The sequence below is a fragment of the Cytophagales bacterium genome (assembly GCA_033344775.1).
Lineage (GTDB): Bacteria > Bacteroidota > Bacteroidia > Cytophagales > Cyclobacteriaceae > JAWPMT01.
Window position 1 is genome coordinate 731,107 of the sequence record JAWPMT010000004.1, and the last position, 14,189, is coordinate 745,295.

Sequence of the window (14,189 nt, forward strand, 5' to 3'; positions counted from 1 at the left end):
TTTTACCTGCCGTTAGGAAGGCTGAAGGCTCTTTTACCTGCACTAAAGATGATGATTAAGGCACCCACCCAACCCACCCTTTGGTTAGGTTCATCCTCAGAGTTTATTTCCTAAGAATAGTTGAGACTTATTAAAGCTTAGATCGACAGATTGGAAGTTGTTTTCTCATTAGGATAGGAATTCTCTCCAAGTAAAAAAATCCATCAAAGTTAAGGGGGCTCCCGCTTGGCTCTCCCGCAATTAAAAAAGCAAGGCGAAAGCGCAGGTTTTCTATTTCCTTTTTGGCGCGCTTTGCCTTGCTTTTTTCCTCCACCCCCTTTTTGATCGATTTTCTTTTTTCCCTTTTTCTTTTTGAAATAAATAGGCTTTCGTTTTTTCTTTCGGGGCGCGTAGCCTTTTCTTTTGGAGTCAATCACTTAAGTCTTGACCTGGCCAGGGCTACAATCCACTTCAAAAACATCGAAACGAAAAAACTGACTGTTGCGCCAATCATGGCCAGGACGATTGTTCTACCAACATCATGAAGATGAAGCGAAGGGATAATCGAAAGGACTGTCCCTCCGAATATCCCCGCCTTTGATCGATACTGACTGAACATCATTATGCATCAGGTGCCGGATCCGCCACTTCTGGCGCTTCATCAATCGCTATGATGGTCAAAGGATTGTAAGACCCACTCTTCAACGGATACATGATTCCATTGACTTCCTGGAGAAAGTCCAGGCCTAAGACCAGGAACATGTCCAACTCGCTATTGGCAGTAGTCGGAACATTGAAATCAGCGGCCGCTTCAGTCTGAGGACCAAGCTCAATCTCAGGGCTTGCGACCTGATTGAACAAGAAGCTTTCATTTTCGAAATCAATCTCTGCAGCTGCGACCAGGAACTTGAAGTGAGTTGCCCCGGAGGGAAACGCCACGGTATTACCTGGAATGAACTCCGGAATCTGAACGCCCATGCTGCCAGCTGCCCGATCTACAACCGGATCATACTGCGCATACAAAGTAGAGCTCAACTTGCCCTCGATGTTGAAATCAAAGCCATTCAGAATATTGAGATCACCTGCAGTCACTTGACGCTCACCTCGAGCATTGGTGACATCAGTCTTAATCACCCGAAGAATCTCCCTGGTCAACCTACTCGTCACCTTGGAGTCAGATGCGTTTTGGATCAATAACCTGAAGGCATTTCGAATGATCCGACCTGCTTTACCTGCCCGGCCAAACTCAGAGCCGTTTTCACGGGTCCGCTGAAAGGCTGGATCGTTCTTGATACGATCTGCATCAACCCCGCCTTTCTCCCTGGCCAGATAGCCGTCTTTGCTTTTGTAGAAGGACACATCCCCGATGGTTCCCTCTAGTTTAATGATTCCTTTTTGTCGTGCCATAAAACTTAAAAAATTTGGTTTACGGCTGAAAAAACGCATATTTAACCTATAGCAGATACAGCGAGTTTCCGGCTTTGATAGCTATTGGTACTTATTGCCGAACATGCCTCCTGGAAAGAGTATGGATAAAGCATGACAACTAAGAAATGAGGTTAAAACGAATCATAATCTATCCCAAGGACATCCAGCGCATTACTGGCAAAAGTGAGCGTTACGGGAGGCTTATGCTTCAAAGAATCAGAAAGCAACTAAAAAAAGAGGATCACCAGCTGGTGACCCTTCGTGAGTTCTCTGAATTTACCGGGATTGATATGGAGGAGGTAAGAGATTTTATTGATTGACTGCAGAATCAGAATCACTGACTGAATACAAGCCTTTCAACTTGTTCATGTCTTGACTGATTTTCTTCTCGATCACCTTCGCATAAATCTGAGTAGTCTTCAAGTTGGTGTGGCCTAGCATTTGGCTCACCGTCTCAATAGGAATGTCATTACTCAGTGTTACAGTTGTAGCGAATGTGTGCCTTCCGATGTGACAAGTAACAGGCTTATGAATTCCACACTTTTCAGCCAATTCTTTCAAGTACTTATTCATCTTCTGATTGGACATGACCGGAAGCAGGGTACCTTTTGATAACGCCTGAGGATGATCCTGGTATTTGTTTAGTACGACCAACGCAGGAGGTAAAACCGGGATTCTGGTAGCGACTCCAGTTTTGTTTCTATCTATGGATATCCAGGTATCGCCATCAATGCCTTTCATCAATTCATTTTCGGAAAGCTCTGCAAGGTCAGAGTATGAAAGGCCAGTGTAACAGATGAATACGAATATGTCCCTTACCTTGATCAGCACCAGTTTTTTTAACTCAACCATTTCAATAGCTCTCAATTCATCTGCCGAAAGGAAATCTCTATTCGTCTTTTCTTTCTTGACAGAGAAAGTCGCAAAAGGATTAGTTGTAAGCTTGCCTCTTTTGATCGCAAGGTTAATCACCCGCTTCACTCGCTGTATGTGTTTGATAGAGCCATTATTCGAGTTGCCAACCGCCAGCTTCAGAAAGGATTCGAAACCGGAAAGGAAATCATAATCCAGGTCCTTGAGGGTCACAACCTGACCTTTGTAGTTTCGAGCTATGTATGTCCTTAAGTGCTTCAGTGTGGCGATGTAGTTTTTGTGGGTACCTGAGGAATAGTCAATACCGATCTTGGACTTCACTTCTTGCTCATGAGCTTCGAAGTAAGACAGAAAGTCATTGTCCCGCTCCGCAATCCCCAGCACGGAATTCTTTAAGACCTGGGCATTCACTCGCTTGTCATCTCTAAGGAATTGATTGTAGTGCTCTTTGACTTTCGTTTCCCAGGTATTTAACCTACCATTGACTTCCCTGGCCTCCTGAGAGTTACCTTTCAACCTGCCTCGTACCTTGTCCCACTTCTCACCATCCACATACTCTTTAGTTGAGATCTCCGCACGTTTACCATCTACTGTAATTCGTAGATAGACAGGGAGTTTATCATTTTTTGAGCGGCTAGCTCTTACAATAGAGAGCGTTGAAAAGGTGTGATGGATAGTCATAATGTCTAGAAAATTGCAGTGAACACAAAATCTGTTCACCAGTTGCCATTTTGTTTACACTTAAATATACAATTTAACTCACTGATAGACAACAAGTTAGTGTATTTATTTCAATTTGTTTTGTTCACCGGATTGTTCACCAGAGAGGTGTAAATATATGGATCATTTACACCCAAATAAAATAAAAAACCCTCCATACGTGAAGTATGGAGGGTTTTGATTGTATTGCTTTCGCAATAGTCGGGGTGGCAGGATTCGAACCTGCGGCCCCCTGCTCCCAAAGCAGGTACACTAACCGGACTGTGCTACACCCCGCGATTAAACCTCAATTAGGCTTAATTCTTTTTGCTTGCTTCAAAAAATGTCGTTCCATTCCCTGAAAGCGGACGCAAATGTACATGATTTTCGGATAATCAAACAGTAGCTTACCAATTTTTCCTTCATACTTTTATTTTTCTTGGACCTTCACTGTTCGTCCATCCAGATTCTCTCCCGGATGTCGTAGCGCATACTCACGATTATTAGTTCGTCGATAAAAAGTGAGGTTATTTTACAGGCTGATTGTAATACTATTCATGATGTCTATAGCTTCTTTATCAAAGCTTTCTACGGTAGTTTGTATGGCTGTTTTTATCAGCTTTGGCGGATGCAAGTCTGCTAAAACAGGTCAGGACAAAGCCTCCGACCCAATTGAGCTCACAGAGATCACTCAAGAAAAATTCGGCACTTCAGCTGTTACAGCCTTTAATAAAAAGAAGTCTCATGCCCTGGTGAGCAAGGTCCGACAGGATAAAAATGCTGCATTTGCTTCAGTTCGCTTTTTTGTCTTCGATGTGAGTAACGGGGAAATTATCCTTGAAGATTTCATTACTCAAGGTAAAGTTGACTGGATCGACAATGAACAGATACGCGCATCTATCGTTGCTGGCGCATACCAGGCAGGCACTTCACTCGGCTATATATTCAATGTAGAAACAGGGGTAAAAACTCCCATTAAAAACTAATTCGAATGAGAAAAGCGTTCGTCGCGTTGGTCATCACAACTGTGGTTGCGGGATCAATCTATCTTAACTACCAGAACAGCAACGGCTCCATTGCCCAAGTGGAATCTCAACCAAATGAACATACAAAGCTTCCGAGAACGGATCGTCCGGATCTGTATATCCAATTGCATGAATATTTACAAACGGAAGCAGGCGCTGATAAGCCTGCGTATGAATTTGGTTATCAACTGAAAGAATTTGCAGCTGCTAAAATTGCCGCCTCGAAGAAGCTTATAGCCAGCAGAACTGAAGCGGTGACCTGGGACGAAAAAGGACCTGGAAACGTAAGTGGCCGTACCCCTGGCATTTGGATCGATCCTTCAGATGCCTCAATAAATACCTGGGTATTGGGCTCTGCAGGTGGTGGCATTTGGAGAACCACCGATGGTGGAGCAACCTGGTCTAATCGCACCAACAACCTACCAAACTTAAGGATCTCTCTGCTTGCAGGTTCATCCGCAAATAACGATGTTATTTATGCCGGCACTGGTAGAAGATTCAATGCTTTTAATCCTTCGACGGGTAATGGCATTTTGAAGAGTACTGACGGTGGACAAACCTGGTCTGTACTTGAAAGCACGTTGAACGATTCAAAATTTGCCAATATTACAGGCATTGCCGTCAATCAGACCAATGAGAATGAATTAGTAGCTTCGACTACCACAGATACCAATTCTGGCGGTTTTGGTTCATTCATACTTAAAAGTGTGGATGGCGGAGCTTCCTGGGATCAAGTCTTTCTTTCGGGTAGTCGTATCCAACAAATCATTGCTGCACCTGACAATTTCAATATTCAATTTGCTAGTATCAACAGTGTACAAATTATAAAGAGTATAGATGCAGGTGAAAACTGGGATACAGTATTTAGACAGGACAGTATTCACAACGAGGATCAGGACTTTTTAAGAGTGGAAATGGCCATGGCTCCCACCAACAACAACCGGCTCTACTTGGCGATGGAAATCGATGAGAATGACAATCCTGAGTCAGAATTATACATGACCGGTGATCAGGGAGCTAGCTGGTCTCGGGTGATCGGACAAGGCACGGCGAATAATTTTGGTAACTGGCTGGACAGGCAAGGTTGGTACGACAATACTATTGCTGTCCACCCATATATAGATACATGTGTATTTGTTGCTGGCGTAAGCGGTATTCTTGAAATCACATTAGCCGATGCACTCAACGACTCATTACGCAGTGGCACATTGGACGTGCTCATAGATGCCAATGGACAATACAATATTGAAGGTGTTCGCCAAGTAGGGTCAAAAGGTGTTCATGTGGATCACCATCATCTGACCCTTCTTCCGATCAACGAGGCGACTCAAGAATACTATATATTCAATGGTAATGATGGAGGAATGGCCTTATCTAAAGATCAAGGAGAGACATTCACTCAGACAGGTGCATGGGTAAACTTCAGAACAGGTGGGAATTTCGGAACATTCAGCGGTTATAATTCTGTGGAGTTTTATGGGGTAGACAAAAAGAATGGTGAAGACCGATATGTAGCAGGATCGCAAGATAATGGGTCCTGGGTCTCCGGTGTGGACCCTGGCATTAATAGTAACTGGAGACTTGCTCCTAGTGGCGATGGTTTCTTCGCGGCCTGGCACTATACAAATCCTAATCTTATCATCGAGTCTGCTCAGAACAATGCTATCTGGAAAAGCACCGACGAAGGCCAATCCTGGGACTTCATCAATCTACCTTCTGAGGGTGGTCCTTTTGCTACAGAAGTAGAAAATTCAAAACAAGATCCGGATCTGGTGTTCATGGCCTCACCTCAAGGATTAGTCAGGTCCCAGGATTTCGGCGATAACTGGGAGATTTTGCCCATGCCGGGCACCTGGCAATACAACCCTTCTATTACAAGAGTTGCCATCTCTCTTGTCAATCCTGATGTTGTTTGGTCCGGTGCCTCCATCGGTAATGGAGCCCGAATAGCAAGATCAACCAATGGTGGAGACAATTGGGCCGCTACGGAAGGATACACAGAGGCCAATCGTGGACCAGTAACGAATATCAATACGCATCCGGCAGATGAAAACACCGCTTATGCCTTGTTCTCTCAGGCCAATGGCCCGAAAATATTGAGAACTACAGATGGTGGAGACTCCTGGACAGACATTTCGGGATTTAATGGAAATATTCAAGAGAGTACTAACGGCTTCCCTGATGTGCCCACGTTTACCCTACTGGTTATGCCGTTTGATCATGACATCATCTGGGTCGGGACCGCAATCGGAATTGTAGAAAGCCTCGACGGAGGCGAAACCTGGGCCTTGAAAACAGATCATAATTTACCCGCTGTATCAGTCTGGGACATGCGCATTGTCAACGATGAAGTGGTGATCGCTACTTATGGCCGTGGTATCTGGTCTGCGACTTTACCAGAGCTTGAAGGCTATGAGCCACCTGCAGCTTTCCTTTCGCCCTTATTGACGGTGGATGACTTGGTGTTTGGGTCCACCGTATCGGGTACATCCGTACTAAAATCTGCCTATGACTCTACAAGGATCATCGCCACAAGCAGTAGAAATGTATTTGACGATATTGTCATCCACGAGCAAATGGGCAATGAAGCAGGGGATGTCGTGGAATGGTCGATAGACTTGACCACTGCTTTAGCCAATGCTTCAGGGGATCAAGCCATTGACATCATCCACCGCTCATGGAGTAATGGCATTGAAAAGACCACAGACGGGACCTCACGGGTCGTATTGCTGAATGAACCTGCTACTTCATTTTTCAATCCGATCGATGGCGACATTGTTGGGAATTTCATCATAGACGGATTTGCTGTGTCCAGATCACTTTCCATTGAGGGAAATGCCTTTCACTCCCCACACCCTTATCGAGGTGGAGGTGAGTCTTATGCTTTCACGGTAAGGACACCTTTTCAATTAAGTGCTGACACGGCCGTGCTTCGGTACAATGACATTGCGATTGTGGAGCCAGGAGACGATTTCGGTGAGCAATTCTACGATTATGTCGCTATCGAGGCAGTGAAATTACCCTTAGAAACAGCGGAACCAGAATGGATTGAGTTGATTCGATATGATTCGCGGCAACATGCCGATTGGTTAGCGGCCTACAATGCCGACGCTAACGCCGCTCCATCTGCAGATCTTTTCAAGGAACAGGCGATAGACCTTTATGAGAGTGGTGATTTCCAGCAAGGCGATCAGGTCCTGGTCCGTTTTCTTCTGCAATCAGATCCATTTGTAGAAGGATACGGATGGGTTGTAGATAATATCAGTTTCAATACGGAGCCTCAGATCGTTCTATCCACTTCTCTTGAATTAGGGGATCAAAACTTTAGTGTTTATCCTAATCCTGTTCAGGAATTAGCATCATTTACTTACCAGCTTGATAAAGCAAGCAATGTAATCCTGGACATTTACGACCTGGATGGTAAGCGAATCAAACACATGGACCTGGGATTCCAAAATAGCGGAGAACATCAGTACGAGTTCCTTACTTCCGGTATGGAGCCTGGTATTTATGTGAGTGTTTTGAACATTGAGGCGTCTTCGCAAACCTTAAAATGGATCTTAGGGAGATAAATTATTAGTCACTTACTGGCCTAAATTTTAACCCAGTGAAGGTTATCATAGACAACAATTAAGCGAGGATATCCCTCGCTTTTGTTTTTAAGAGCCTGAACTTATCTTTCTTCCCTAAGATTTTTTTATCTTCGAATCTCTGAGTTTCTTAAAAACACCGGCTTATTTCTATGAACAAAGGCGTTTTATACTTCATCATCATGATTGTGGTCTTTGGTGGATTTGCTCTTTACACCAAAATACTTGACGATTCAAAACCTGCGCTTCTTACCGAACAGGCTGTTGAACCGGACCTATTATTGGACAACAGCAAGTTCTATCTGAAAGAACATGCCTATGAGCGATCACTGGATCAATTAGATCAGGCCATTAAGGCCATTCGAGAGATCGAACTGGATCTGGACGAGGAAAGTAAACGGATACTGGAATTTTCCATCTCGGAACTGGAATTGGTTCGGACGGAAATGGAAATGGACTCCTTAGTCACTGAAGACTTGAACGAAGCTTTCTCCGACGCATTAAATGCGCTGACTATCGCTGAATTGAAAATTTCTGAAATCCTCCTACAGCAGAATCACCCCAAAGACGCGCTCGTGGCTTTAAAGTATGGGATGTATCATGTGAAACATGCCCTAAAGTATTCGCAAGGTGAGAAAAAGGAGTATGAGATCCATATCTACGAAGAAATTGATGAGCTCCTGGAAAACAATTCACTTTCGGAAGCAGAGATGATCGAAAAATTGGAGGCCATGATCCACGAACTGGACATATTGGTGGAAGGTGAAAAAGCGGCTGAAGGTCATTAATGAAGCGCTGATGAATAAATTCTTAAAACGGACAATCACCTTTCTGATTTCGCTGGCTATCCTTCTTCTTATTGCCTATCAGGGATTGATCGCCTACACCAAATCTTTTAGCCCTGAAGAGACAGCCTTTTTTGAAGAGGGCGATTTGAAAATAGAGGTTACTTATAGCAGTCCCAGCAAAAAGAATCGCGAGATTTTCGGAAGCCTCGTTCCTTTCGGAAAAATATGGCGTACAGGTGCCAATGAAGCCACAGTCTTTTCTACTTCTCAGGACATCAAAGTTGGTGGCAAAACTTTACCAAAAGGCGACTACACAATCTTCTCTATTCCAGAGTCAGATTCGTGGGAAATCATCTTCAACAGTGCTACCTACGACTGGGGCATCAATTATGATGGCACCTCTCCGCACAAACCAGAAGCAGATGTCCTTCGGGTAAAAGCACCCGTATTTATGTCTAATGGTGTGAAAGAGCAATTCAGCATCTATGTTGATCGAATTGAAGGGATTGTATTTGAGTGGGATCGAACTCGTGCCGTCCTTCCATTCGAGTAGTGTTTCTCAAGGCTGCATCTTTCTTAACGATAGCGGTTCTCCTTATAGGGTGTAAGGAGGATATTGAAACGGCTCCTACCGGATCACTGGCCAGTTACTTTCAACAAACGAATCTTGCTATTGATAATGACTTGATTGCTTGTGCTGCCAATAACCTGAACACCATTTCTACTGGAATCGAAGACTCGGTCGCCATCTTTTTTCTTCCCTGGGAAGGAGTTGCTCAATTTCGATACTTCGAAACTGAACATGCCGAACTGGATCCACATGATCACAATTTGTACCAGGAGAAAGAGCTGTCTGATTCACCGGTTTTCGGTGGCCACTTAAGGAAATTCACGAGGGATGCCACCACTACAAATCACTGGTGCATCGTGACCTTCGAAAGCCAAGACACCTTATACTACTCCAATCCTATTTTATTGAAGTCACCGGATCTCAATACGGAAATTAACCCAAGCCTATTGCGTGTTGATCAGTCAGAGCTTTTGAGCCCAATATTCAATTGGCAAGACGGCTCTATCGACGAAAATGTGATTTACTTTCAGGTGGTAAGTGATGCACAGGACAACCTAATCTCAGGCACCTACACCCTCGAGCCTAACTTCCAATTCTATGACCTGTCCAATGTTGCACTCAACATCAATGATGTAACACCGGCTCCTGTGTTAATGGAAAATGAGCAATACTTCTTCACGATGATGGCTGTTAGTATTGACAATTGGGTCAATTTGGTGATCCGGGTTCCGTTTGAGACGCGGCCGTGAGGTTAAAATGGACTTGTGTGGGAACGCACACTTTGGCTATAATCCCCGGCCTTTCAGGCACCCCCTTTGCAAATGGGGATTTTAAACACGCAACAGGTGTTATCACCTACAAGACTTTGAAATCAATTACTACCCATCATGAAGCTTGGGATTGGTGGTGGTCCGGGAGGTAAGATGGGCTTATAGACATAATCTCCTTTTCTTCTTAGGAATTCCGCTCTGATCTTCTCGCGCAGATCGGCACTTTCAAAGACATCTACCATCGTCATGGCCAGCGCTTTGGAAGCCTGGATCATGCCTTTGTGGCCGATACTCATTCCTCCACAAGCTACCACCGCCCAGGAATGCCATGGGGTATCTTTCGGGGCAGTGGTCGCATTCATGCGAATAACGGGTACTAACCAACTCACATCCCCTACATCAGTGGAGCCTCCTCCAGGGTGTTCCAGCGTTTCTTCCAGTGGCCTGATCTCCGTATCCATGCCTACTTCGGGCTTTCCGGTTGCTCTTTGAATACCGTACGCAAATTCCTTTTCTTCGTCGGTGTAAGTGATCTCTCCGAGGTATTCCAGGTTCTTTTGCATCTTTTCGCCCCCGGTTCGATTTACCAGGATCTCATGTACCCCGGAAACCAACGATATTTTGTAGTCGACATTGGCCATGATCGCCGCACCTTCGGCAATCCGCTCTACCTGCTTCCAAACCACTTCCATTCCTTCTCGTCTGGTGTCACGTACCCGGGTCCATATCTTAGCATAATCCGGCACTACATTAACCACCTTACCCGCGTCCTGAATGTCGTAATGAATGCGAACTGTAGGTTTGATGTGTTCTCGATAATAGTTGATGCCAGTCGTATACAATTCCAGGGCATCGCTTGCATCCCTTCCATTCCAGGGATCTGAAGAAGCATGAGCAGCCTGACCAGTGAATTCAACCACAAAGTCAACCAGCGCCAAGGAGCTCTGAACCGCTGATTTGGTTGACGCGGAAGGGTGCCAATCGAGGCAAACATCCAGGTCATCAAAGAGTCCGGCACGAGCCATCCACAATTTTCCAAAGAACTTCTCCTCGGCTGGTGTCCCAAAAAACTTGACCGTACCCTTGAGTTTACCTTGCTCGATCAACTCTTTGATGGTAACCGCAGCTCCAAGACTCGCCACACCAAACAAGTTGTGACCACATCCGTGCCCGGCACCACCAACATTAACCGGATCCTTCGTAGGAACGGTCTTTTGAGATAATCCTGGTAGCGCATCAAACTCTCCCAATATTCCAATTACTGGTTCCCCGGAACCATAAGTAGCCACAAATGCTGTTGGTAGTTCCGCGACACCTTTTTCTACGGTGAACCCCTGTGACTCTGCATAATTGATCAGCACTTCAGAAGACCTGGCTTCTTCAAAAGCCACTTCTTCGAAACTCCATATCTTATCGCTCATCTCAATGAATTCACTGGAATGGCTTTCAACCGCGGTGATGACCGCTTGCTTGTTCTTCGAAATTTTTCCTTTCTTCTGGCCATAGGTCGTGACACACAATAGTGTCACAAGAAGCGCTGAAACTAAGTATTTATTCATGGTTAAGTCATTATGGAAAAACCTTCATTCGATTCTCTGCTGTTGAATTTTACAATTTCCAGATACTAACAAAATGAATGTCTCCGGTTGATCTGAATCTAAATTTAATGAAAATCGCTTGATGGCTATTGTCCTACAAAGAAGATCGCATTGGCCACCAGTAATTTCCCGTTGTGCCAAAAAGATCTAAACAACGGATTATCAACAAAGTAAACGATCTGTCCACGTCCCTTGTTTTCAACTCCCAATACCAGAGATTTCTCAGCGTATTTCTTGACATAATATCCCGCAAATCCGCTCATATGATCATCCGGAGACTGGATGTAACCTACGTTACCTGTACTTAGCAATCCATATCTTGAACTGGAAGTTTTGAGGGAGAAGTATTCTTTCCCATACCCATATGCCAGCGGGTGCGTATTGTCCATTTTCACTTTGAACACTGCTCCAGGTACTGCTTGCTGCATATAATCACGTTCCTGATCGGCATAATTTAGCAGCCTTCTATCTTCAGATATTTTATCCTGTATTTTCTTGAATGCACTTTTCTCCTCCTCATCTGTGTATCTGGACAAAGACGCATATTCTGAATCTCGGAATTTACCCAAAGCCCCCTGAATGAGGATCAGTTTTCCTCCTTCTCGCACCCAGCTACTAATCGACTCCAGGTCAGAACCTTCCAAATTGCTGTACCAACCGTCCGACATGACCAGTACCTGATAGTCAGAAAGATCAGCTCTGCCCACGATATCGGAACGCAGATTGGTGACCGGATACCCTAACTCTTGTTCGAAGAAATACCACGTAGCTCCGTAAGAAAGTGAACTGGTACCTTCACCAGCGACCATGGCCACTTTAGGTGCCTTGAGGTAGCGTATGTCGCTAGAACCAATATCCGGACCTTTTTGAGCGAAACCAGAGGAGATCGGAAACAATTCCTGTGCATGTTCATTCGCAATGTCTGCGATCAGTTTTTCGAAATTCCTGAGTTGGCCATTGTCTCTTTTGGCGATGATGAGTGTGCCTCGATCAAAAGTCTGTCCTTCATAAGTAATTGGCTCCGCAGAAAATCTGACTTTCACTTTTTGCTGGATCAGCGATCCTAAAAATTTGGCGTCATTCAAGTGAGTCCAACGGGCCAGGTAAGCGTAAGCCTTGTTAGCCGGTTTATTATCTACGAATGCTTCGACTGCATTTGGTTCCTCTACATCAACTTTGCTGGTAGTGGCATAGCCATCCACACCGTAGGCATAAGGTAAACTCCAGGTGGTAATATCATAAGTCAATGAATCGGAAAGGGCCGTTTGTGGTTCCAGTAAGATTTGTGCTAGTACACTTTTGGGCTGGTAGGCACTGATGACCAGGTCATTGGATCCGATAGAAAAAGTAGCGTCCTTACCTGTTTGGTAGTTGTATCCTTTCAAGCCTCTACCAGAAGCAGAACCGTAAGAGATCCCCTGCTTATCTAACCAGGTCTTGATACCTTCTCTTTTCTCCTCATCGTTTGTTTTCAGTACGAATGTTTTGTATTTACCCGGAGGGCTACTTACGCCAGTCTCAAAAAACGCTTCAAATTCAGAAAGCATCTTTTCTCGCTGGTTAAATGCCACTTCAACCGTAGAAATACCTGTCGTATGATGTCGATCGATTCGATCCAATAAGGTCAACGTATCCCCTTCCTGCTTGATCACGCCTAATCCAGCTCTACCTGAACCCCCTTGCTCGTAAGTCATACCGATGGAACCATTATAAGTCGGATAGGTATCTCCATAGCTTGGATACAATAGATCGAAATATTGTTTCGTGAAATAAAACCAATCATTTTCATCGAAATACTTCGCATGATTCAAGCCTATCTCCGTTTGAAAATCACGTTGCCACTTGGTGATAAGTTCGTGGTAAGGTTCCGCAGCTGGCGCGAAATAGTAAGGACTATTTACTCCTTGTTCGTGAAAATCCACGTGTACATGCGGTAGCCATTGATTGTAAACTACCATACGCTGTTTCGATTCGATTTGCGTCTGCCATGCCCAGTCCCGGTTGAGGTCATACAGATAGTGGTTGGCACGTCCTCTTGGCCATGGCTCCTGGTGCTCAATGGAATTGGGATCCGGATTGAACGGCTGATTTCCGTATTGCCAGTAGAAATTGACATAGCGATCGCGACCATCCGGATTGACACAGGGATCAATAATCACAACCATGTCGTCCAACCATTCCTTCCGATTTGTCAATAATTCATAAATGGTGCGCATGGATGCTTCGGTTGAAACCGACTCGTTACCATGCACATTATAGCTCAACCAAACGATACCTTTAGTAGTGGAAGGGGTGCCATCTTCCAATTTTGCCCTTCGCAAGTTGTCCGTTCGAATGGCATCCAGATTTTCGAGATTCTTCTTGCTGGACACAAATGCCAGTAACAATGGTCGGTCTTCGTAAGTTCGTCCATACTCGATCAATTGCACATTTTCTGAAATCTCAGCAAGCTTCTGATAGTAACTCACCACCTGATGATGACGACTGAACTTTTCTCCAAGTTCATACCCCAAATGACTCGCAGGACTAGGAATTTGGGCAAATACCGGACTTAACCAGCACAGGCTAAGCAATACAAACAAGACACGCTTCATAGTATAATATTATATCAAGGACTTCTTTGATGTGAGCGATAAACAGCTACTTCAACAATTCGATCACAAGATACTGGGCCCAAGTGTAGAAAGGAAAATAACTTCCTTGAGTGGTCACAATGTAAGTCAGGTGTAATATTTAGGCCTCTACTACCATTAAATTCGGGGTACCATTACCGAGGTAATTCCAACAGATAAATCATGAATAGAGTATGAAGCTTTCTGGTGATAACACCGGAAAGGGCAAAAGGAAAATAACTTCCTTAAACCCCTG

At 44.6% G+C, this 14,189-nt stretch carries 11 protein-coding genes and 1 tRNA gene; 6 read left to right on the forward strand and 6 right to left on the reverse strand.

Annotated elements, in window-relative coordinates; translation table 11 throughout:
* Positions 1-130: 130 nt before the first annotated feature.
* The gene (locus tag R8G66_11815) at positions 131-412 is read right to left on the reverse strand and encodes a hypothetical protein (protein MDW3193048.1); all 282 of its coding nucleotides are present in this window, start codon (positions 410-412) and stop codon (positions 131-133) included.
* 188 nt (positions 413-600) lie between these two features.
* A complete protein-coding gene (locus tag R8G66_11820; GenBank protein MDW3193049.1) occupies positions 601-1,386 on the reverse strand; it encodes a hypothetical protein in 786 nt (261 codons plus the stop codon).
* A gap of 146 nt (positions 1,387-1,532) precedes the next feature.
* Here R8G66_11820 and R8G66_11825 point away from each other — a divergent pair, with 146 nt between their 5' ends.
* Positions 1,533-1,727 (forward strand): hypothetical protein, encoded by a 195-nt coding sequence (locus R8G66_11825; protein MDW3193050.1) that lies wholly within the window; start codon positions 1,533-1,535, stop codon positions 1,725-1,727.
* Here R8G66_11825 and R8G66_11830 read toward each other — a convergent pair.
* Both R8G66_11830 and R8G66_11835 read right to left on the reverse strand, forming a co-directional pair.
* Positions 1,717-2,961: a site-specific integrase gene (locus R8G66_11830; GenBank protein ID MDW3193051.1), complete on the reverse strand. Its 1,245-nt coding sequence runs from the start codon at positions 2,959-2,961 to the stop codon at positions 1,717-1,719. The two genes, R8G66_11825 and R8G66_11830, sit on opposite strands and share 11 nt — an antisense overlap.
* Positions 2,962-3,201: 240 nt before the next feature.
* Positions 3,202-3,276 (reverse strand) — tRNA-Pro (locus R8G66_11835).
* Between the two features lie 305 nt (positions 3,277-3,581).
* Between R8G66_11835 and R8G66_11840 the strand changes: the two genes are divergently transcribed.
* The 5 genes from R8G66_11840 (at position 3,582) to R8G66_11860 (ending at position 9,702) form a co-directional block, all read left to right on the forward strand.
* A complete protein-coding gene (locus R8G66_11840) occupies positions 3,582-3,965 on the forward strand; it encodes a hypothetical protein (protein MDW3193052.1) in 384 nt (127 codons plus the stop codon).
* Between the two features lie 5 nt (positions 3,966-3,970).
* Positions 3,971-7,576, forward strand: coding sequence for a T9SS type A sorting domain-containing protein (locus R8G66_11845; GenBank protein MDW3193053.1), 3,606 nt, complete (start codon positions 3,971-3,973; stop codon positions 7,574-7,576).
* A 170-nt stretch (positions 7,577-7,746) separates the two neighbouring features.
* Entirely contained in the window at positions 7,747-8,382 is a 636-nt protein-coding gene (locus R8G66_11850; GenBank protein ID MDW3193054.1) for a hypothetical protein, read from the forward strand.
* A gap of 10 nt (positions 8,383-8,392) precedes the next feature.
* Complete coding sequence (locus tag R8G66_11855) at positions 8,393-8,935, forward strand: DUF2911 domain-containing protein (GenBank protein ID MDW3193055.1); 543 nt, start codon at positions 8,393-8,395, stop codon at positions 8,933-8,935.
* On the forward strand, positions 8,899-9,702 hold the full coding sequence (locus R8G66_11860; GenBank protein ID MDW3193056.1) for a hypothetical protein: 804 nt from the start codon (positions 8,899-8,901) through the stop codon (positions 9,700-9,702). The genes R8G66_11855 and R8G66_11860 overlap by 37 nt, the downstream gene beginning before the upstream one ends.
* A gap of 122 nt (positions 9,703-9,824) precedes the next feature.
* Here the strand turns inward: R8G66_11860 and R8G66_11865 are convergent, their stop codons facing one another.
* Both R8G66_11865 and R8G66_11870 read right to left on the reverse strand, forming a co-directional pair.
* Positions 9,825-11,282, reverse strand: coding sequence for an amidohydrolase (locus tag R8G66_11865; GenBank protein ID MDW3193057.1), 1,458 nt, complete (start codon positions 11,280-11,282; stop codon positions 9,825-9,827).
* Between the two features lie 125 nt (positions 11,283-11,407).
* Positions 11,408-13,915 (reverse strand): M14 family zinc carboxypeptidase, encoded by a 2,508-nt coding sequence (locus tag R8G66_11870; GenBank protein ID MDW3193058.1) that lies wholly within the window; start codon positions 13,913-13,915, stop codon positions 11,408-11,410.
* Between the last annotated feature and the right edge of the window lie 274 nt (positions 13,916-14,189).